The organism is Nocardioides pinisoli (genome assembly GCF_024199985.1).
GTDB classification, from domain to species: Bacteria; Actinomycetota; Actinomycetes; order Propionibacteriales; family Nocardioidaceae; genus Nocardioides; species Nocardioides pinisoli.
Genome location: NZ_JANARS010000001.1, coordinates 458,022 through 477,045 on the forward strand (window position 1 = coordinate 458,022; position 19,024 = coordinate 477,045).

General features: G+C 75.0%; 17 protein-coding genes. 12 read left to right on the top strand and 5 right to left on the bottom strand.

The features are described 5' to 3' along the window. Positions 1 to 37 precede the first annotated feature (37 nt). Together NCI01_RS02220 and NCI01_RS02225 are read left to right on the top strand one after the other, a co-directional pair. Complete coding sequence (locus NCI01_RS02220; protein WP_254179831.1) at positions 38 to 736, top strand: ABC transporter ATP-binding protein; 699 nt, start codon at positions 38 to 40, stop codon at positions 734 to 736. Then, positions 720 to 2,273 carry a hypothetical protein gene (locus NCI01_RS02225; RefSeq protein WP_254179832.1) on the top strand — a complete coding sequence of 518 codons (1,554 nt, stop codon included), beginning with the start codon at positions 720 to 722 and terminating at the stop codon, positions 2,271 to 2,273. Before NCI01_RS02220 ends, NCI01_RS02225 begins: the two co-directional genes overlap by 17 nt. Before the next feature lie 120 nt (positions 2,274 to 2,393). On the opposite strand, the gene NCI01_RS02230 is transcribed toward NCI01_RS02225, so the two are convergent. After that, positions 2,394 to 2,885: a DUF4282 domain-containing protein gene (locus NCI01_RS02230; protein WP_254179833.1), complete on the bottom strand. Its 492-nt coding sequence runs from the start codon at positions 2,883 to 2,885 to the stop codon at positions 2,394 to 2,396. 152 nt (positions 2,886 to 3,037) lie between these two features. On the opposite strand from NCI01_RS02230, the gene NCI01_RS02235 reads away from it, so the two are divergent. The 3 genes from NCI01_RS02235 to NCI01_RS02245 all read left to right on the top strand — a co-directional run bounded on the left by NCI01_RS02235 (position 3,038) and on the right by NCI01_RS02245 (position 7,105). Next, positions 3,038 to 3,679: a PadR family transcriptional regulator gene (locus NCI01_RS02235; protein ID WP_254179834.1), complete on the top strand. Its 642-nt coding sequence runs from the start codon at positions 3,038 to 3,040 to the stop codon at positions 3,677 to 3,679. Next, entirely contained in the window at positions 3,676 to 4,398 is a 723-nt protein-coding gene (locus NCI01_RS02240; RefSeq protein ID WP_254179835.1) for an ABC transporter ATP-binding protein, read from the top strand. The genes NCI01_RS02235 and NCI01_RS02240 overlap by 4 nt, the downstream gene beginning before the upstream one ends. A gap of 61 nt (positions 4,399 to 4,459) precedes the next feature. Next, entirely contained in the window at positions 4,460 to 7,105 is a 2,646-nt protein-coding gene (locus NCI01_RS02245) for an FtsX-like permease family protein (protein WP_254179836.1), read from the top strand. Positions 7,106 to 7,119: 14 nt separating this feature from the next. Here NCI01_RS02245 and NCI01_RS02250 read toward each other — a convergent pair whose 3' ends face one another. The 4 genes from NCI01_RS02250 to NCI01_RS02265 form a co-directional block, all read right to left on the bottom strand. After that, positions 7,120 to 7,815 carry a hypothetical protein gene (locus NCI01_RS02250; RefSeq protein ID WP_254179837.1) on the bottom strand — a complete coding sequence of 232 codons (696 nt, stop codon included), beginning with the start codon at positions 7,813 to 7,815 and terminating at the stop codon, positions 7,120 to 7,122. Continuing rightward, positions 7,812 to 10,103 (bottom strand): MinD/ParA family ATP-binding protein, encoded by a 2,292-nt coding sequence (locus NCI01_RS02255; protein WP_254179838.1) that lies wholly within the window; start codon positions 10,101 to 10,103, stop codon positions 7,812 to 7,814. The genes NCI01_RS02250 and NCI01_RS02255 overlap by 4 nt, the downstream gene beginning before the upstream one ends. Positions 10,104 to 10,187: 84 nt before the next feature. Further along, a complete protein-coding gene (locus tag NCI01_RS02260; RefSeq protein WP_254179839.1) occupies positions 10,188 to 10,406 on the bottom strand; it encodes a hypothetical protein in 219 nt (72 codons plus the stop codon). A 90-nt stretch (positions 10,407 to 10,496) separates the two neighbouring features. Then, on the bottom strand, positions 10,497 to 10,691 hold the full coding sequence (locus tag NCI01_RS02265; RefSeq protein ID WP_254179840.1) for a hypothetical protein: 195 nt from the start codon (positions 10,689 to 10,691) through the stop codon (positions 10,497 to 10,499). A 254-nt stretch (positions 10,692 to 10,945) separates the two neighbouring features. Here NCI01_RS02265 and NCI01_RS21950 point away from each other — a divergent pair, with 254 nt between their 5' ends. The 7 genes from NCI01_RS21950 to NCI01_RS02305 are packed head-to-tail and all read left to right on the top strand — an operon-like array spanning position 10,946 to position 18,961. After that, positions 10,946 to 12,583: an AfsR/SARP family transcriptional regulator gene (locus tag NCI01_RS21950; RefSeq protein WP_302181433.1), complete on the top strand. Its 1,638-nt coding sequence runs from the start codon at positions 10,946 to 10,948 to the stop codon at positions 12,581 to 12,583. An 11-nt stretch (positions 12,584 to 12,594) separates the two neighbouring features. Beyond that, a complete protein-coding gene (locus NCI01_RS02280; RefSeq protein WP_254179842.1) occupies positions 12,595 to 14,157 on the top strand; it encodes an Ig-like domain-containing protein in 1,563 nt (520 codons plus the stop codon). Positions 14,158 to 14,202: 45 nt separating this feature from the next. After that, positions 14,203 to 14,853 (top strand): TetR/AcrR family transcriptional regulator, encoded by a 651-nt coding sequence (locus tag NCI01_RS02285; RefSeq protein ID WP_308213182.1) that lies wholly within the window; start codon positions 14,203 to 14,205, stop codon positions 14,851 to 14,853. Next, positions 14,850 to 15,629: a TIGR03084 family metal-binding protein gene (locus NCI01_RS02290; protein ID WP_254179843.1), complete on the top strand. Its 780-nt coding sequence runs from the start codon at positions 14,850 to 14,852 to the stop codon at positions 15,627 to 15,629. The genes NCI01_RS02285 and NCI01_RS02290 overlap by 4 nt, the downstream gene beginning before the upstream one ends. Continuing rightward, complete coding sequence (locus NCI01_RS02295) at positions 15,626 to 17,350, top strand: acyclic terpene utilization AtuA family protein (RefSeq protein ID WP_254179844.1); 1,725 nt, start codon at positions 15,626 to 15,628, stop codon at positions 17,348 to 17,350. Before NCI01_RS02290 ends, NCI01_RS02295 begins: the two co-directional genes overlap by 4 nt. Next, on the top strand, positions 17,347 to 18,480 hold the full coding sequence (locus tag NCI01_RS02300; RefSeq protein WP_254179845.1) for an acyl-CoA dehydrogenase family protein: 1,134 nt from the start codon (positions 17,347 to 17,349) through the stop codon (positions 18,478 to 18,480). Before NCI01_RS02295 ends, NCI01_RS02300 begins: the two co-directional genes overlap by 4 nt. Positions 18,481 to 18,490: 10 nt before the next feature. After that, a complete protein-coding gene (locus tag NCI01_RS02305; RefSeq protein WP_254179846.1) occupies positions 18,491 to 18,961 on the top strand; it encodes an SRPBCC family protein in 471 nt (156 codons plus the stop codon). Positions 18,962 to 19,024: the final 63 nt, after the last annotated feature.

The window sequence follows — 19,024 nt, forward strand, 5'->3', positions numbered from 1 at the left end:
CACCGCGAGGAAGCGCCCGGTCGGGGAGAATTCCGGCGTGAGCCAGCCCCCCGCCGTCGTCGTCCACGACCTGCACGTCCGCTTCGGTGACGTCGAGGCGGTCGCGGGCGTCGACCTGACGGCCGACAGCGGGCGGGCCACGGCGCTGCTCGGACGCAACGGCGCCGGCAAGTCGACCACCATGAAGGTGCTCGCCGGGGTCGTGCCGCCCACCTCCGGCGTGGTCACCGTCGCCGGCCACGTCGCCGCGACCGACGCCCTGGGCGTCAAGCGCGCCGTCGGCTACTGCCCGGACGTCGGCGGCCTCGTCCCGCGCGCGACACCGTGGGAGCACCTCCAGCTCAGCGCGCGCCTGCGCCGGATGGGCGACTGGGAGGAGCGCGGGCGCGACCTGCTCGAGCGGTTCGAGCTCGGCGACGTCGCCCATCGCGTGGTCGGCGGCTTCAGCCACGGCATGAGCCGCCGCCTCAGCGTCGTGCTGGCCGCGCTCCACGAGCCGGCCGTGCTGCTGCTCGACGAGCCCTTCGACGGCGTCGACCCGCTCGGCGTCGAGGCGACCCTCGAGGTCGTCGCCGATGCCCGCGCCCGTGGCGCCTGCGTCCTGCTCTCCACCCACCTGCGCGACCTCGCGCTCGAGGCCTGCGGCGAGGCGGTCGTGCTGCGCGGCGGCAACCGCGTCGCGGCGATGCAGGCAGGCGACCTCACCGGCGAGGCCTACCGTGCCCTCCTCGACTGACGCGGTCCACCGGAGCGGCTGGGGCGACGCGCTGCGCGACGCCGGGCACCTGGTCGCGTTCCGCGCCCGGACCGTACGCCGACGCCGTTCCGCGGCGGCGGGCGCCGCCCTCGTGCTGCTGTTGACGGTGCTCTTCGCGGTCGGCCCCGCCGACGTGGACGCCGACGGCGCGGTCGGCGACATCCTCGACACCCTCGTCGACGCCCTGAGCGGCAACGTGGGAGCCGCGCTCGCAGGCACGTTCCTGCTGTCCGTGGTGTCGGCGACGACTTCAGGCGGCGGCCGTGAGCTGCTCTCGCGCAGCGAGGCCTCCATCCACCCGCTGAGCCCGCGCACGGAGCACCTCGGAGCGCTCGCCCTGGCACCGCTCAACCTCGCCTGGCTCATCCAGGTCTGGGGACTGCTCGCCGTCGTCGCGCTCGTGACGCCCGGCGACGCCCGCGCGGGCGCGCAGGTCGTGGTGGTGACCTGGGTGCTGGCGGCGACCGCGCTGGGTCAGGCCGTGGGCTGGGCCGTCGAGGGCGTACGACGCACGCCGCACGGCGTCCTCGTCGTCCGGGGCGCGGGCGTCGCGATCGCCCTCGGCGTCGGTGCGCTGCACCTGACCGGTCACCTGCGACCGGTCGTCGAAGGGCTGCCGACGACCTGGGTCGCTTCAGCCATGCAGGACGACCGCTGGCCTCTTGTGGCGCTCGGCGTGCTCGCGCTCGCCGTGCTCGCTGTCGTGGCCGGGGGAGTGCCCGCCGCGTGGGCCCTCGGCCTGCCGCCGCGCGAGGAGCTGCGGGTGCAGTCCGGCGTGCACGAGGCGCGCCCCGTGCCGGAGCCGCGCTGGGGCTCGGCCGACCGGGCCCTGCTGCGCCGCCTCGACCGCGGGTCGGTGTGGCGCTCGGTGGGGATGCGCCGCGGCCTGATGGTCCTCGGGGTCGGTCCCGGGCTGGTCGCGCTCGTCGCCGGTCTGGAGTGGGGGACGGTGCTGCTGCTGCCCGGCCTCACCGCGAGCGGCGCTGCGCTGCTCTTCGGCGTGAACGCCTGGTGCCTCGACGGCAAGGGCATGGTCTGGCGCGAGACCCTGCCGGTGTCGCCGGCCGACGTGTTCGACGTCCGCGCACTGGTGGTCGCGGAGTGCATGGCCGTCGTGTCGGGCGTGACCGTCGTGCTGGCGCTGCTCCGCAACGGCCTGCCGCCGCTCGTGACCGGCGTGGCGGTGGTGTCGTGCTGGCTCGTCGTGGTCGTGCAGGTGCTGGCGATCGTGATGACCTGGTCGATCCGGTCGCCCTACTCGGTCGACCTCTCCTCGCCGAGGGCGACGCCCGCCCCGCACGCCGCGATGGCCGGCTACGCCGGGCGGCTCTCGCTGGTCACGACCCTGACGGCGATGCTCTTCACCGGCCTCGCCGCACTGCCGTGGGCGTGGGCCCCGGTCGTGGTGGCCGTGCCGTTCCTCGCCTGGTCCACCCGCCGCCTGCGGCGCGCCCGCCGCCGGTGGTCGGCCGGCGACGAGCGCGCGCGGGTGGTGCTGACGGTCGCGGCCGTCTGAGGCGGGGAGGGGGAGACCCGTGCGGTGGACTCCCCGCTCGAGCGGGGAGTCCGCCACTGGGAGGGGGAAACAACCCCCTCCAGGTGACGGACTCCCCCGACAGGTCGCCGGCCCGCGACCTCAGGCCTGCGGGAGCCGGCGGTTGATGTCCTCGCTCATCCGGGTGATCGCGACGTAGAACTCGCACATCATCCGGAACAGGCACAGGTAGAGCAGCCCCACCAGGGGGCTGACGATGAGCGTGACGATGCCGACCCCGGGGCTGTCGCCGAAGAACCCGCTGATGGCGAAGAAGAGCGTGCCGATGCCGATCGCGATCAGGCCGATGACGTAGACGACCTTGATGATCGACGGCGTCACGAAGGACGTGAAGCTCAGGTCGAAGAGCGCGCCGAAGAACCCCTTGCCACTCGACTGCCCCGCGAGGGGGCCGCCGCCGTAGGACCCGCCGCCCCCGTAGGAGCCACCGCCGTAGGACCCGCCGCCCCCGTAGGAGCCACCGCCGGAGGAGCCGTAGGAGCCCGGCGGGGGCGACGAGGGTGCCTGGCCGTAGGGCGCGGTGGGCTGGTCGCCGTACGGGTTGTGCTCGGGCGTTCCGCCGGACTGTGACATGGGGACCTCCTGTGGTGGGTGAGTGAGGCGTTCCTGCCCCGCTTCGGGGACGGCGAAACCGGACCGGGAACCCGCAGCGCGGATGCATACGTGGTATACATACCCGGTATTCATCGGCCGACGGGGCAGGTGGACGGTTGATGGGGGCGGGGATGTCGATCCGGCAGGCGATGCTGGCGATCCTGGAGCGGGGGCCGATGTACGGCTACCAGCTGCGGGCGGAGTTCGAGCAGCGGACGGGGGAGACCTGGCCGCTCAACATCGGGCAGGTCTACACGACGCTGACCCGGCTCGAGCGCGACGGACTGGTCGAGGTCGTCGGACACGGGGGTGCCGACGAAGGAGACCGGGCCGCCGACCAGGCCGGGAGCGACCGGCAGCACGTCAGCTACCGCGCCACCGAGGCGGGTCGGAGCGAGGTATCGGCGTGGTTCGCCACGCCGGTGCCTCGCACCCAGCCCGCCCGCGACGAGCTGGCGATCAAGCTCGCGATCGCCGTCACCCTGCCCGGCGTGGACGTCGGCACGATCATCCAGCGCCAGCGCAGCGCCACCATGGCCTCGCTGCAGGACTACACCCGGCTCAAGCGCACCGGCCGCGCGGCGACGCCCGAGGAGCCCGCCGACCTCGCCTGGAGCCTGGTCCTCGACTCGCTCGTCTTCGACGCGGAGGCCGAGGTGCGCTGGCTCGACCACTGCGAGGCACGGCTGCGGCGCGCGGCGCTCGAGCCCGGGCGCGGTGCCGTACGCCACGAGTCCCCCGCAGTGACGACCGCCGAGGAGCCTGTCCGATGAGCGCCGTCCTCCACCTCGCCGCCGTCTCGCGCGTCCACGGCGAGGGCGCCACGGAGGTCCACGCGCTGCGCGACGTGACCTTCCGCGCCCACCCCGGTGAGCTCGTCGCGGTGATGGGGCCGTCCGGCTCCGGCAAGTCGACCCTGCTCACCCTCGCCGGCGGCCTCGACGCCCCGACGACCGGCTCGGTGTGGATCGAGGGCACCGACCTGGCCTCGCTCGACCAGGCCGGCCGCGCGCGCATGCGTCGTACGTCGGTGGGCTACGTCTTCCAGGACTTCAACCTCATCCCGGCGCTCACCGCCGCGGAGAACGTCGCCCTCCCGCGCGAGCTCGACGGCGAGAAGGGCAAGGTCGCCCGCCGGCTCGCGCTGACCGCGCTGGAGGAGGTCGGGATCGCGCACCTCGCCGACCGGTTCCCCGACGAGATGTCGGGCGGCCAGCAGCAGCGCGTCGCCATCGCCCGCGCGATCGTGGGCGACCGGCGGCTGATCCTCGCCGACGAGCCCACCGGCGCGCTCGACACCGACACGGGCGAGGAGATCCTGCAGCTGCTGCGCGCCCGCTGCGACGCCGGCGCCGCCGGCGTCATGGTCACCCACGAGGCGCGGCACGCCGCGTGGGCGGACCGGGTGGTCTTCCTGCGCGACGGCGTGGTCGTCGACGAGACCGGTGCGGACGAGCCCGAGGCGCTGCTCGCCGGCGAGGCCGGACGATGAGCACCCCACGACGTTCTTCTCCGCCGCTCCGCTCCCCCGAACAACGCCGCGGGGACCCCGCATGAAGGGCTGGCGCCCGGCCCTGCGCATCGCCTGGCGCGACGCGCTGCGCCACAAGGGTCGCAGCATCCTCGTGCTGGTCATGATCAGCCTGCCGGTGCTGGCCGTCAGCGCGGCCGCGATCGTCATCAAGACGGCCGAGGTGAGCGGCCTCGAGGGCCTCGACCGCACGCTCGGCGCCGCCGACGCCCGCATCCGCACCGAGGGTCGCGGCGAGGTGCAGCAGGCGCCCGACCCGGGCAACGGCCGGTGGAGCCAGGCCGAGGACCCCGACCCCGGGCAGCCCCTCACCGCCGAGGACCTTCAGGCCGTGCTCGGCGATGACGCGCGACTCGTCCCGATCACCAGCAGCTGGGCGCGGATCCGCTCCGGCGAGCGGGTCATCAGCCTGACCGCGACGGGTGTCGACCTCGCCGACCCGCTCGCCCGCGGACTGTTCACGCTCGACAGCGGACGGCTGCCCGAGCGGGCCGGTGAGGCCGTGGTCAACCAGCCGCTGCTCGACCGCGGGTTCGAGGTCGGCGGCGAGGTCGACGTCGACGGCACGACGCTGACGATCGTCGGCACCGGTCGCGACGCGACGGTGCGCAAGTCGCCGGCCCTCCTCGCCTCGGCCGACGACCTGCCGCCCGACTCCGACAACCTCCGCGAGTGGCTCGTCGGCGCCGGACCCGTCAGCTGGGCCCAGGTCCGCGAGCTCAACCGGCTCGGCGCGGTCGTCACCTCACGCGCGGTGCTCGCCGACCCGCCCGACGTCGCGCCGGCCGCCGAGCAGGCCGACACCGGGAGCAACGAGATGGTCGCCGTGGCCGTGCTGATCGTCGTCATGGCGCTGATCGAGGTCGTCCTGCTCGCCGGCCCGGCCTTCGCCGTCGGCGCCCGCCGGCACGCCCGCACGCTGGCGCTGATCGCCGCGTCGGGTGGTACGCCGGCCCAGGCACGCCGCGTCATCCTGGGCAGCGGCGTGGTGCTCGGGCTCGTCGCCTCCTCGATCGGGCTGGTGCTCGGCGGCGTGCTCGGCTGGGCCGTGCTCCCGCTGGTCCAGGGCCAGCAGGAGGAGTGGTTCGGCCCGTTCGAGCTGCCGTGGACCTACCTCGCCGCGATCGTGGCGTTCGGTCTCGTCTCCGCGGTGCTGGCCTCGGTCGTGCCCGCCTTCCTGTCCAGCCGCCAGGACGTCGTGGCCGTGCTGGCCGGACGTCGCGGCGACCGCCGCCCGCGCGCCTCGACCCCCGTCATCGGGCTCGTCCTGCTCGGCGTCGGGATCGCCTCGTCGACCTTCGGGGCGTTCGCCTCCGACGGCGACGGCGCCCTCTGGATCGGCGGCTCGGCCGTGGTGTCCGTGCTCGGCATGGTCCTCGTGGTCCCGGTCGTGGTCGCGGTGCTCGCCCGCCTCTCGGGCCGGCTGCCGCTGACCGCGAGGTACGCCGCCCGCGACGCGGCCCGCCACCGCACCCGCACCGTGCCGGCCGTGGCCGCGGTCGCGGCAACCGTGGCCGGGGTGGTCGCGCTGGGCATCGCCAACGCCAGCGACGAGCTGGAGAACGTCCGGACCTACCAGCCGCAGGCGGCCATGGGATCGGGCTACGTCTCGTGGTCCCCGGAGGTGCTGCCGGGGGAGGAGCCGCCCGACGCGGCGGCCACCTGGGACGGGATCGAGGAGGCCGTGCACCGTGTCGCGCCGGACGTCCGGACGACCCGCTGGCGTGGGCTGGACGAGCCCTACGACCCGGCCGGCTACACCTCGACCTGGCTCGAGGCGCAGGGCAGCCGCGAGGCGCGCAACGGGGTGGACGAGTGCTGCCTGAGCTCGCTCGGGTCGGGGATCGCCGTCGCGGACAGCGCAGCCGAGCTCGGCGTGACGGGCGACGTCGCCGCCGACGTCGACCGGGCGCTGTCGGCCGGCCGCGCGGTCGTCTTCACGGTCTCGACCGACCTCGACGCCGAGGTCGGGATCCACCGGGACACCTGGGGCGAGAACGGCGACGAGCTCCTGTCGTCGACGACCGAGACCAGGCCCGCCCGGCTCGTCGCGTGGGACGCCGACGCCTCGGGGCCCGCGCCCTCGTCGTCCATCCTCCCGACGAGCATGACCGACGACCTCGGGCTCGCCGTCACCACCACCAGCCTGCGCCTGGACGGCGACCTCGACGAGGCCACCGAGACCCGCGTCGCCGAGGTCGCGGAGGGGGCGGCCACGGGCGCGTACACCTACGTCGAGCGCGGCTACCAGCGGGAGGACTTCGCCTCGGTGGTGCTGCTGGTCCTGGCGGGCCTGGGCGGGGTGCTGATGCTCGGCGGCACGCTGACCGCGACCTTCCTGGCGCTGTCCGACGCCCGCCCCGACCTCGCCACGCTGTCGGCGGTGGGGGCAGCGCCCCGGACCCGGCGCCGGGTCGCGGCGTCGTACGCCCTGGTGGTCGGCTTCGTCGGCGCGGTCCTCGGTGCCGCCGTGGGGTTCATCCCCGGCGTCGCGATCTCGCGGCCGCTCACGTCGGCCAACGTCATGGGCGCACCCGAGCAGGGGCCGTTCCTCGACATCCCGTGGCTGATGATCGCGGTGATCGTGCTCGCGCTGCCGCTGCTCACGGCTGCCGTCGTCGGCCTCACGGCCCGCTCCCGGCTGCCGCTGGTCGCCCGCCTCGGCTGAGCGGGTGTCGGGCGTCAGCGGGTGACGGCGACCCGCGCCGACCGGGTGCGGCCGTCGAGGGCGCGTACGACGACCCGGCGGAGGTCGCCGAGGGAGCGGGCCGCAGCCCGCTCGGCGCGTCGGGCCGCGGGCGGGGCGACCGCCGCCGTCCGCAGCACGGCGGCCTGCGCCTCGACCCACGCGGTGACCTCGGCGAGGGCCGCGTCGGGCAGCCGCCCGACGCCGTCCGCCTGCACCACGACCTGGAACGCGGCCGTCGCCGTCACGCACGTGGCGCACGCCTCGCCGACCGTGAGCGCACGGTTGGTCGGCCGCGCCCGGGTGCCCGGGCCGATGACCACGACCTGCACGGCGAGGGCTGTGGCGGTGCAGTCCCAGCAGTCCTGGGTCCAGGCGGAGGCGACGTTGTCGAAGCGGGCCGACGACGGCCCGGGCACGTAGAGGACCTGCAGCACGCTGCTGTCCCCGCGGCAGCCGTGGCAGGACGTCACGCTGGTCGCGACCGCGTCGGCCTTCACGTCGCCCTCGCGCACCATCACCTCGTCGACGACGCTGTCGCTGTCGGCGCGTCGCTGGTCGCTGGGCTGGGCGCTGGCGACCAGGTCGAGGTCGCGGCGCGGGTCGTCGGGTGCGCGCTGGACCGCGTCCGCGGCGCCGGCCAGCAGCAGGACCGCCAGCACGGCGTGGACGGCCACGCCGCGCGCGCTCACGCGTCGTCCTCGACGACGAAGTTGTCGGCCACCGCCGCGGCGATGTCGACCAGGGCGTCGCGCGTGCGCCGGTGCAGCGCGGACATGTCGGTGAGGGCGCCCGGCTCGAGCGCGTCGTCCCACGGCACCGTCACGACGCAGGCGCACCTCTTCTCGAAGTGTCGTCGCATCGGCTCGGGCGGCTCGGCGCCACGTCGCTCGGCGTTGACCACCACGACGGTGCGCGCCACGAGGTCCTCGAAGCCGTGCTGGTCCATCCAGTCCAGGGTCAGCGCCCCGGCGCGGCCGCCGTCGAGACCGGCCCGCACGACCAGGACGACCTGGTCGGCCTCGGTGAGCAGCCCCTGGTTGGCGCTGTCGAGGATGCCGGTGCCGGTGTCGAGCAGGATCAGGTTGTAGAAGCGGTCGAGCAGGCCGATCAGCCGGTGGTAGTCGTCGCGCGCCAACGCCATGCCGATGCGCGGGTCGTCGTCGGAGGCGAGCACCTCGAGCCGCGACTCGAGGGCCTGCGAGGTGTAGCGGCGCAGGGCGGCATACGTCGTGATCTGGTCGAGGTCGCGCAGCACGTCGGTCACGGTGCGGTCGTGCGGCGGGGCGACCCGATGGGCGAGGTTGCCCGCGTCGGGGTTGGCATCGACCGCGATGACGCGGTCGCCCCGCAGCAGCGCGAAGGTGCTGCCCAGGGCCAGCGTGATCGTCGTCTTGCCGACACCACCCTTGCGGCTCATCACCACGACGCGTCGTGAGCCGTCGATGGGCGTGCGCAGCCGGTGCTCGAGCTCGCGCCGGCGCTGCTCCGGCAGGCTGGGGCCGGGGTTGAGCAAGTGGCCGCTGCCGCGGTAGACCGCGCCGCGCCAGCCCTCCGTCGGGACCGGCGCCGGGGCGGCGTACATCACCTCGTCGGTGAAATCCGCTGCGGAGACGACCCGCGGCGGGTCGGGCATCGGGAGGGTCTCGTACGACGCCTCCGGCCGGGCCGCGATCCTGGTCCGGACGAGCCCCACCAGCGTCGCCGCCACCCGCCACAGGGCCAGCACCGCGCCGAGGAGCGGCAGCAGCAGGAGGGCGATCGAGATGACCGCGAGCGCCATGGCCGGCCAGTCGCGCTGCTCCCACGCGAGGTCGAAGACCAGCTGCTGCAGCCGGATCCCCTCACGGCCCCGCTCGAGGAACTCCGGGAGGTACCAGACCGTCCAGGCCAGCGCCCCCGCCAGCAGGGGCACCACGACCACGACCCATCCGGTGACGAAGCGCCGCGAGCGCGGCCGGAGCTCGGTCACCCGCGGGTCGGGCGGGTGGCCGGGGCGCAGGCTCCTCAGCACGGGGCCGACCCGCGCGAACAGGTCGGGCACGCCGGCCAGGTCGGAGAGGACGTAGTAGCCGTCGAAGCGCACGACCGGGATGAGCTGCTGCAGCATCTGCAGCTGCAGCGCGAGCGCGGTCAGCAGCAGCACGCCGCTGCCCGTCGCCAGGTAGCCCGCGGCGAGCACCAGCACGGTGAGGGCGTTGAAGTGCAGCCCGCCGAGGTCGGTGCGTACCCGCCCGGTTCGACCGAGGCGGTAGGAGTCGGTCACGTCGGTGTAGAACGCCGGGAAGACGAGGTAGAGGCCGAAGCCGATCTCGCCCGGGCGCGCGCCGCCGTAGCGGCAGGCGGCCGCGTGGCCGAGCTCGTGGACGAGGGCCGCGGCCGTGAGGATCGCGTAGATCAGCAGGGCGGTCGTCGGGGTGGCGAAGAGCTCGTCGACCGCCGCCCAGAAGTCGCCTTGCGTCACCAGCGCGACGTCGGCGGCGACGAGCGCGGCGAGCGCCAGGACCACGAGCGGCGGCCAGAAGATCGGGGCGAGCGCGCCGGCCAGGCGGCCGACCACGCCGGCCGGCACCAGGGTCCCCTTCGCGGTCAGCGCGAGCAGGGGGCGCGCCCGCGCCGCCCTCGTCGGCTCGGGCGACTCGTCCGGGACCACCAGCCCGAGCGGCTCGAGCCGGGTGGTCACGAGGTGGGCCAGGCCCTCGACGCTCAGGGTCCGTCCGTACGCCGCGCTGACGTCGTCGGCCACCTGCTCGGCGGAGCGGGGTGGCTCGACCGCACGCACGACGAGGTGGAGCAGCTCGGACAGCTGCACCACCTGGTCGTCGACGCGGCGCACCAGGAAGGCCGGGTCCTTCAGGCCGGATCCCTGCACCTGGCCCAGGAACTCCAGTCCGTGCGCCTGGCGCCACCGCTGCCCGGTGGCAGCCTCGCCCGAGGCGGGTGGCGCGGTCGTCATGTGGTCCGTGGTCGTCAGGTTCATCGCTCTGGGTGCTCTGTCTGCTCTGGTGGGTGGATCGGCTGACGGCGGCGGGTGCGCCAGAGCAAACGCACCCGCCGCCGGGTCTCACGGCGTGTGCATCTGCACCGACGCGAGGTACTGCAGCGCCAGTGCGTTGGCCTGCGAGCCGATCGTGGCTGCGTTGACTGCGAGGGCGAGGTTGACGCCCACGACGTTGGTGACGTTGACGCAGGCGAACTGGCAGCTCATCGTCTCCCGTCGAGGCAACGGCGTGGCCGTCTCGGCCTCGAGGTCGGCCATGGCGAGCTCGGGTCGTCGGACCATGCGGGTCCACCTCCTTCCGTGCTGGGTCGGCGGAGGGCTGCGCGGGACCGGGCGTGGCCTCCCCCTCCGCAGGGAGGCCACGCGCGGTCATCAGCCCTGCGTGACGTTGATCGCCTGCCACGCCTCGCTGTGCGCGACGGACGTGAAGGTGGCGGCGTTGAGGGCCATCGACGAGTTGTTGGCGACGATGTTGGCCCAGTTGTAGTTGCCGAAGGTCAGCGTCTCCCGGGTCGGAAGAAGCTCGGTGCGCTCGGTGTCGAGCTCGGCGAATGACAGTTCCCGCATGGTGTTCACCTCCCCCCTGTCTGCGGTCGGTCTGGCAGACACATCGGACCCGGGTCAGCGTGACTCCTGCGTGACCCGGTGGTGACGCCGTGGGAGATGCTCAGGACTGGTCTGGACGTCGACCCCAATCCTGGTGATATCGGCGCAGGCATCTACTCCCCAGGGGTGGGGCTCGGGCACCGTGGTCGATCGGGGAAGCCCGCGACTCGCTGCGCGAGCCGCGGCACGGGAGAGGGAAGTCTCGGTGATCGACCATGCCGCAGACCGCGCCGACGACTAGTCGTGGCCTGAGCCTCCTCGGCGGGTGGCAGCTCGTCGTGGACGGCGACGTCGTCGTGCTCGGCGGCCGCGAGCAGCGCCTGTGCGCCCTGCTCGCACTTACCGGCACGCGAGCCCGTGCGCAGGTCGCCGGCACCCTGTGGCCCGAGAGCACCGACGCCCGCGCGCTGGCCAGCCTGAGGCGCGCCGTCGCGCAGACCCACCAGCGCTGCCCCGGGCTGCTCGTCGCCGACCGGACCAGCGTCGCGCTGGCGGCCGACGTCGAGGTCGACGTCGACGTGCTGCAGGCGGCGGTGTCGGCCGCTGCGTGCTCGTTCGGGGATCCGGGCGGGGAGCCGGAGGGGGATCTGGACGCAGGACTGCTGGTCACGCTGGCGGGGGAGCAGCTGCTCCCCGGGTGGTACGACACCTGGGTCGAGGAGCACCGCGACGAGCTCGAGCGCCGGCGGGTTGGCGCCCTCGAGCGGGTGGCCCGGCGGGCCCTCGAGCGCGGCGACACCATCCTCGCCGAGGACGCCGCGCGGGCGGTCGCGCGCAGCGAGCCCCTGCGGGAGTCGGCCAGCGAGCTGCTCGTCCGCGCCCTCCTCGGGCGGGGCGACCGGGCCGCCGCCGTGCGTGAGCTCGAGCGCTACCGCGACGTCGTACGCACCGAGCTGGGCGTGGTCCCCTCGCCCGCGCTCGTCGCGCTCGTGGAGGCGGCCGCACCGGCCGTGCCCGCCGAGGGCCGGGCACCGCTCCCGCAGCCGCCCGGACCCACCGCGCCCGCGGAGACGGTGCTCCAGCAGGTCGCCCCGCCCGGTCCCCGGGTCCGTCCCCGTCCCCGCCCGCGTTCCCGTCCGCGCTCCTCAGGACCGCCGCCCCCACCGGACCCCCTGTCCCCCTCAGGGCCGGCCGGCCTGTCCCGGCGGGCAACCGCTACCCGGCTGGCGGTGGGGGCGGCCCTCGTCATGGCCGCGTCGCTGTCGGTGGCCAACCTCGGCCCCGACCGTACGCCGCCCACGCCGGCGTCCTCCGGTGACCGCCTCCGGGAGGGGCCTGGGGAGCAGCCGACCGGACGGGCGGGCGGCAGCGACCCGGCGACCACCGGCCGGCAGGTGCTGGTGCGCTCCGTCGGCCCGGCCGAGGGCGCCGCCGTGTTCCTCGTCCGCGCCACGCAGCGGCCCGCCCGCGTGCGGCTCGAGGTCGCGGGGCCGTCCGGCAGGAGCGTCGTGGTCCGCAGCGTCGTCGTCCGCAGTCGCGACGGCCAACGACTGGTCCTGGACGGCCTCGACGAGGGCAGCTACGCGTGGTCGGCGACGTCCCCGACCGCCGCCCCCGTCGTCGGCGAGGTCCGGGTCGCGGAGGCCGAGGCCCCCGTCCTCGCCGCGGCCGAGGAGCCCCGGCGGGACCCGCCCCCGCCGCCCGCCTCGACCCCGACGCCGACGTACACGCCCACGCCCACGCCGACGTACACGCCGACCCCCACCCCCACCCCCACCCCGAGCCCGGCGCCGGCCCCGCAGCCCAGCCCGAGCCCGACCCACCACCCGCCACAGCCCAGCCCGACGCGGCAGCCGAGCCCGACGGGCCAACCCACCGACCCCGGCACCCAGGTCCCGGGCCCCGTGGGGTGAGGAGGACCGCCATGCCGACCACCAGGACCATCACGACCACCACGACCATCAGGACCGGACGCGCCGCGCTCATCGCGCCCGTCCTCGCGCTCGTGCTCGCCCTCGCGACCCTGGTCGCGCTGCCGGCGCCCCGGGCTGCCGGTGCGGACGACCGGGCCGAGCGGTGGGCCGGCTTCCGCATCCCCCGGACCGGCCGCGCGGCCGGGGGCTGGATCGGTGGCTACCGGCTCGACGACACGCCCGTCTTCGTGATCACGCCACGCCGGCGGCCCAACCGCGCCGGCTTCGGGTCGGTCGACGCCACCTCCGACCTCCGGGGGACCAAGCGGCCGTCCGGAGCCGCCACCCAGCGCGCCGCCTGGATCCTGTCGAAGTACGGCGCCCACAAGGACGCCGTGCAGGCCGCCGCGGTCGACGCCGCGGTGCTGCACCTGCTCGGTGGGCGCGCCTGGCGGTTCGGTGCCCGACGAGGCGCCGCCCGGGTGCGGGCCTCGGGAGACCCGGCGACGGTCCGCCGCTACGTCCGCCTGATGCTGCGCGGCTCCCGCGCGAGCGCCGGCCCCTACCAGGTCAGCGTCGAGCCCACCAGCGCCGACGTCGGCGGGGTGACGGGCGTGACCGTGCGCGTGACCGACGGTCACGGAGGGCCGGTCGGCGGGTTGCCGGTGACCGTGACCTCCCCGGACGGCGGCACGTCCCAGCCGGTCGCCGGCCCGCTCGAGGCGGTGACGGGCGACGACGGACGCGCAGTGGTGAGGCTGGCGGCACCCCTCGCCGGGTGGCGCACCGTCGTCGCCGAGGTCGGGCAGGTCCCCCTGCACTGGCTGCGGGTCCACGGCGCGGACCGCAAGCGGCAGGCGTCCGTGGCGGAGGGCGGCGTACGTCGCACGATCGTGGCCAGCGCGCGGGTCGCGGTCCGCGGCCCGCAGTCGCTGACGCTCGCGGCGGACCCGACCGTGCTCGTGACCGGCTCCCCGGCCAGGGTCGTCGCCACGATCGACGGTGACGGCTCCAGCCGCGCGGCCACGGCGTCGCTGCACGGACCGTTCTCGTCCGCGGCCGCGGCGCACTGTGGCGGCCCGGCCGCAGGGACGGTGTCGATGCCGGTGCTCGACGACGGGGCCTACGCCTCGCCCTCGGTCACGCCCTCGGCCGGCGGCTACTACGTGTGGCGCGTCGCGGTCGACGGCACCGACACCAGCGTGCCGGCCGCCTCGTGCGGCGCCCCCGTGCGGGTGCGCGGCCGGTCGACCGTGGCGGTCTCGGCCCCCGCCACGGCGGCCCGCTTCGACGTGGTCTCGGCCCGGGTCACCCTCGCCGGGCTGCCCTTCAGCGGCCCGGTCGACGTCACCACCTCGCTCTACGGTCCCTACGGCACGGCGAGCGAGGCCTGCACCGGCAACCACCGCGACGTCGTCCAGCGCCGCCCGGGCAACGGCACGTTCACCTCGCTGAGCTTCCAGGTGGAGGAGCCCGGGTGGTACGCCTGGCGCGTCTCGGCGCCGGAGGGAGACCTCTGGCTGGGGTCGGCCTCGACGTGCGGCGCGGTCGGGACCCTGACGCAGGTCCCATAAAAAGTCAGGATTGACTGTTTGTTTGTACGACGGCAGGCTGGCGCCGTGACCTCCCCCTCCGCCCCGGCCGCGGCGCGCGTGCCGCAGGCCGACCGGACCCGGGCGATGCGGGCGCGGCTGCTGGAGGCGACGGTCGAGCTGCTGGTGGAGCGCGGCTTCGCGGGCACCTCCACCACCCTCGTCTCGGAGCGGGCGGGCGTCAGCCGGGGCGCGCAGCTGCACCACTTCCCGACCAAGAACGACCTCGTCGTCGCCGCCGTCGAGCACCTCACCGAGCGCCGGGGTGCGGAGCTGTCGGCCGCCTTCGCGGCACTGAGCGCGCAGCCGGTCGACTCGGCCGCCGGGCGACGTACGCGACTCCGCACCGTGGTCGAGATGCTCGGCGACCACTTCGCCTCCCCGGTCTTCGCCGCCGCGCTCGAGCTGTGGGTGGCCGCCCGCACCGACGAGGCCCTCCTTGCGGCCGTCGGACCGCTGGAGCAGCGCGTCGGCCGCGAGGCCCACCGCCTCACCGTCGCCGCGCTGGGCGTCGACGAGTCGCGGCGCGGCACGCGCGAGCTGGTGCAGGCGACGCTCGACCTCGTGCGCGGGCTCGGCCTGGCCTCCACGATCACCGACGACTCCGCACGCCGCCGCCGGATCCTCCGCGAGTGGGCCGACGTGCTCGACCGACAGCTCGACGAGGAGCGACCATGACCGACGTGCTGACGCAGGTGCTCACCGACCTGGCGGCGGAGGGCGACCGGCTCGAGCGCCTGGTGGCCGGGCTCGACGACGACGGCTGGCGCACGCCGACCCCCGCGCCCGGCTGGGACGTCGCGACCCAGGTCGCCCACCTGGCGTGGACCGACGAGGTGGCGGTGAAGGCCGCCACCGACAAGGAGGCGTGGGACGCGGTCGTCCTCGAGGCGATCGCCGACCCGGAGGGCTACGTCGACGCGCAGGCCCTCGCCATCGCGCGCGAGCCCGGGCTCCTCGAGCGCTGGCACCGGGCCCGGGCCGACCTCCGGGCCACGCTCGTGGCGATGCCGCAGGGACAGAAGATGCCGTGGTTCGGCCCGCCCATGTCGGCCACCTCGATGGCGACCGCGCGGCTCATGGAGACCTGGGCCCACGGCCTCGACGTCCACGAGGGCCTCGGCGCTCCGGTCGTCGACACCGACCGCATCCGCCACGTCGCCCACCTCGGCGTCCGCACCAGGAACTTCGCCTTCTCCGTGCACGGCCTCGACGCACCGGCCGAGGAGTTCCGCATCGACCTAGTCGCGCCGTCGGGTGACGTGTGGTCGTGGGGTCCCGAGGAAGCGGCCCAGACGCTGACCGGCACCGCCGGTGACTTCTGCCGCCTCGTCACCCAGCGGGTCCACCGTGCCGACACCGACCTCGTCGCCACCGGCGCCGACGTCGACCGGTGGCTCGACATCGCCCAGGCCTTCGCGGGCCAGCCCGGCAAGGGACGGAGCCCGCGATGACCGGCGGCCCGCAGGGACGAGCACTCCGGATCGGCAACTGCTCCGGCTTCTACGGAGACCGGCTCAGCGCGATGCGCGAGATGCTCGAGGGCGGCGAGCTCGACGTCCTCACCGGCGACTACCTCGCCGAGCTGACCATGCTCATCCTCGGCAAGGACCAGCTCAAGGACCCCTCGCTCGGCTACGCCCGCACCTTCGTCCGCCAGCTCGAGGACTGCCTCGGGCTCGCCCTGGAGCGGGGCGTGCGGATCGTCGCCAACGCCGGCGGCCTCAACCCCGCCGGCCTCGCCGACAAGGTGCGCGAGGTCGCCGCGGGCCTGGGCCTCGACCCGCGGGTCGCCCACGTCGAGGGCGACGACGTGCGGCACCTGTCCTTCACGAACGCGCTCACCGCCAACGCCTACCTCGGCGGCTTCGGCATCGCCGCCGCCCTCACCGCGGGCGCCGACATCGTCGTGACCGGCCGCGTCACCGACGCCTCCCTCGTCGTCGGTCCGGCCGTCGCGCACCACGGCTGGGGCACGACGTCGTACGACGAGCTGGCGGGCGCGGTCGTCGCCGGCCACGTCATCGAGTGCGGCACCCAGGCGACCGGCGGCAACTTCAGCGGCTTCCTCGACCTGCCGCGCCGCGACCTGCCTCTGGGCTTCCCCGTCGCGGAGGTCGCCGCCGACGGGTCGAGCGTGATCATCAAGCACGCCGGCACCGGCGGCGCGGTCACCGTCGACACCGTCACCGCCCAGCTCGTCTACGAGATCCAGTCCACGCGCTACCTCGGGCCCGACGTCACCGCCCACCTCGACTCGGTGCGCCTCGAGCAGGTGGCGGAGGACCGGGTCGCGATCCGGGGCGTCACCGGCGAGGCACCGCCCGAGCGGCTCAAGGTCTGCGTCAACGAGCTCGGCGGCTGGCGCAACCAGGTCGAGCTCGTGCTGACCGGCCTCGACGTCGAGGGCAAGGCCGCCTGGGTGCGCGAGCAGCTCGGGCCCCGGCTCACCGCGGCCGAGGTCACCTGGTCCGCGGTCACCGCTCCGCCGGTCGACGCGGACACCGAGGAGGCCGCCTCCACCCTCCTGCGCTGCACGGTGAAGGACCCCTCGCCCGACCCCGTCGGGCGCGCGTTCACCTCTGCGGCCGTCGAGCTGGCGCTCGCGTCCTACCCCGGCTTCACGATGACCGCGCCCCCCGGCGCGGCCACGCCCTACGGGGTCTACCGGGCCGAGTACGTCGACCGCGCCGACGTCGCGCACACGGTCGTGCACGCCGACGGCCGGCGGGAGGTGGTCGCCGACCCCACGGCGTACGCCCCCTCGACGGAGGCGCCCGGGCGACGTCCGTCGCCCTACCCCGCCGCCCCCGACACGCTCACCCGCCGCCTGCCGCTCGGCACGTTCGTCCACGCCCGCTCGGGCGACAAGGGCGGCGACGCCAACGTCGGCCTCTGGGTCGCGCACGACGGCGTCGACCAGGAGACGTACGGCGCCCGCGTGCAGTGGCTGTTCAAGCTGATGTCCCCCCGCGGCATCCCGGCCCTCCTCCCCGAGGCCGCCGACCTCGACGTCGACGTCTGGCTGCTGCCGCACCTCGGCGCGGTCAACCTCGTCGTGCACGGCCTGCTCGGCCAGGGCGTGGCCGCGTCCACCCGGTTCGACCCGCAGGCCAAGGCGCTCGGCGAGTGGCTGCGCTCGCGGCTGGTCTCGATCGAGGAGAGCCTCGCATGAGCGACGAGCGGGAGGCGCTGCGGGCCACCGGCGCCGAGTTCGTGCGCCGCGAGGTGGCGCCGCACCTGCTGGAGTGGGAGGACGCCGGCGAGATTCCGCGCGCCCTGCACCGGACCGCCGGCGAGCTGGGTCTGATCGGCGTGGCCTTCCCGGAGGCTGTCGGCGGTGGGGGCGGCGACCTGCTCGACAGCGTCGCGCTGCAGGAGGCGATGTTCGACGCCGGCGCGTCGAGCGGGCTGATGGCCGGCCTGTTCACCGCCGGCATCGCGCTTCCCCACATCGCGGCGAGCGGCGACGCCGACCTCGTCGACCGCTTCGTCCGTCCGACGCTCGCCGGCGAGACCATCGGGTCGCTCGCGATCACCGAGCCCGGAGGCGGGTCCGACGTCGCGCGGATCACCACCCGCGCGGTGCGCGACGGCGACCACTACGTCGTCAACGGCGCCAAGACCTTCATCACCTCCGGCGTCCGGGCCGACTTCGTGACCACGGCCGTCCGCACCGGCGGCCCCGGCCACGGCGGCATCTCGCTGCTGGTCGTCGAGAAGGGCACGCCCGGCTTCACCGTCGACCGTGCGCTGCGCAAGATGGGCTGGCACTGCTCCGACACCGCCGAGCTGTCGTTCGTCGACGCGCGGGTGCCGGTGGCCAACCTCGTCGGTGCGGAGGGATCGGGCTTCGGCCAGATCGCCGACCAGTTCGTCGTCGAGCGGATCGCGCTGGCCGTCCATGGCTACGGCATCGCGGCGCGCTCGCTCGACCTGGCGGCGGCCCACGCCCGCGAGCGCCGGACCTTCGGCCGGCCGCTCATCGACAACCAGACGGTCCAGCACACGCTCGTCGAGATGCGGCGGCACGTCGAGGTCGCGCGCACCTACACGCGGTCCGTCGCCGCCCGGCACGTCGCGGGCGACTTCGTCGTCGCCGAGGCCTGCCTGGCCAAGCAGACCGCGGTCGACTGCGCGGCACACGTCTGCGACCGGGCCGTGCAGCTCTTCGGCGGCACCGGTTACATGCATGGGACCGAGGTGGAGCGGCACTACCGCGACGCCCGGATCCTGCCGATCGGGGGCGGCGCCGACGAGGTGCTGCGCGACCTGACGGCGAAGCTGATGGGTTATGCGTCATGAGAGGACAGAGATGAAGCTGCTGGCACCCCTGGGAGACGAGGTCTCGGTCTGGATGGACGCCCCGCCGGCCGAGGTGTGGGACCTCGTCAGCGACGTGACCCGGATCGGGGAGTTCAGCCCCGAGACGTTCGAGGCGAAGTGGACCCGCGGCTCGACCGGGCCTGAGGTCGGCGCGTACTTCGCCGGCCACGTGAAGCGCAACGGCGTCGGACCGACGTACTGGTCGCCGTGCCGGGTCACCGCCTGCGAGCCCGAGAAGGTCTTCGAGTTCTCCGTCGGCACCGATGCGATCACGGTCAACAACTGGGGCTACCGCCTCGAGCCGAAGGACGGCGGGACCCTGGTCACGGAGTACTTCCGGCTCCAGCCGGCGTTGCCGACCCGCCTCTACTGGCTGGTCCTCGGCCCGCTCCGCGGCCGCACCAACCGCCGCGGGATGCGGACGACGCTCGAGCGGATGAAGGCGGTGGTGGAGAAGTGAACTCACCCCACGACGTTCTTCTCCTCCGCTGCGCTCCCCCGAACAACGCCGCAGGGACCCCGA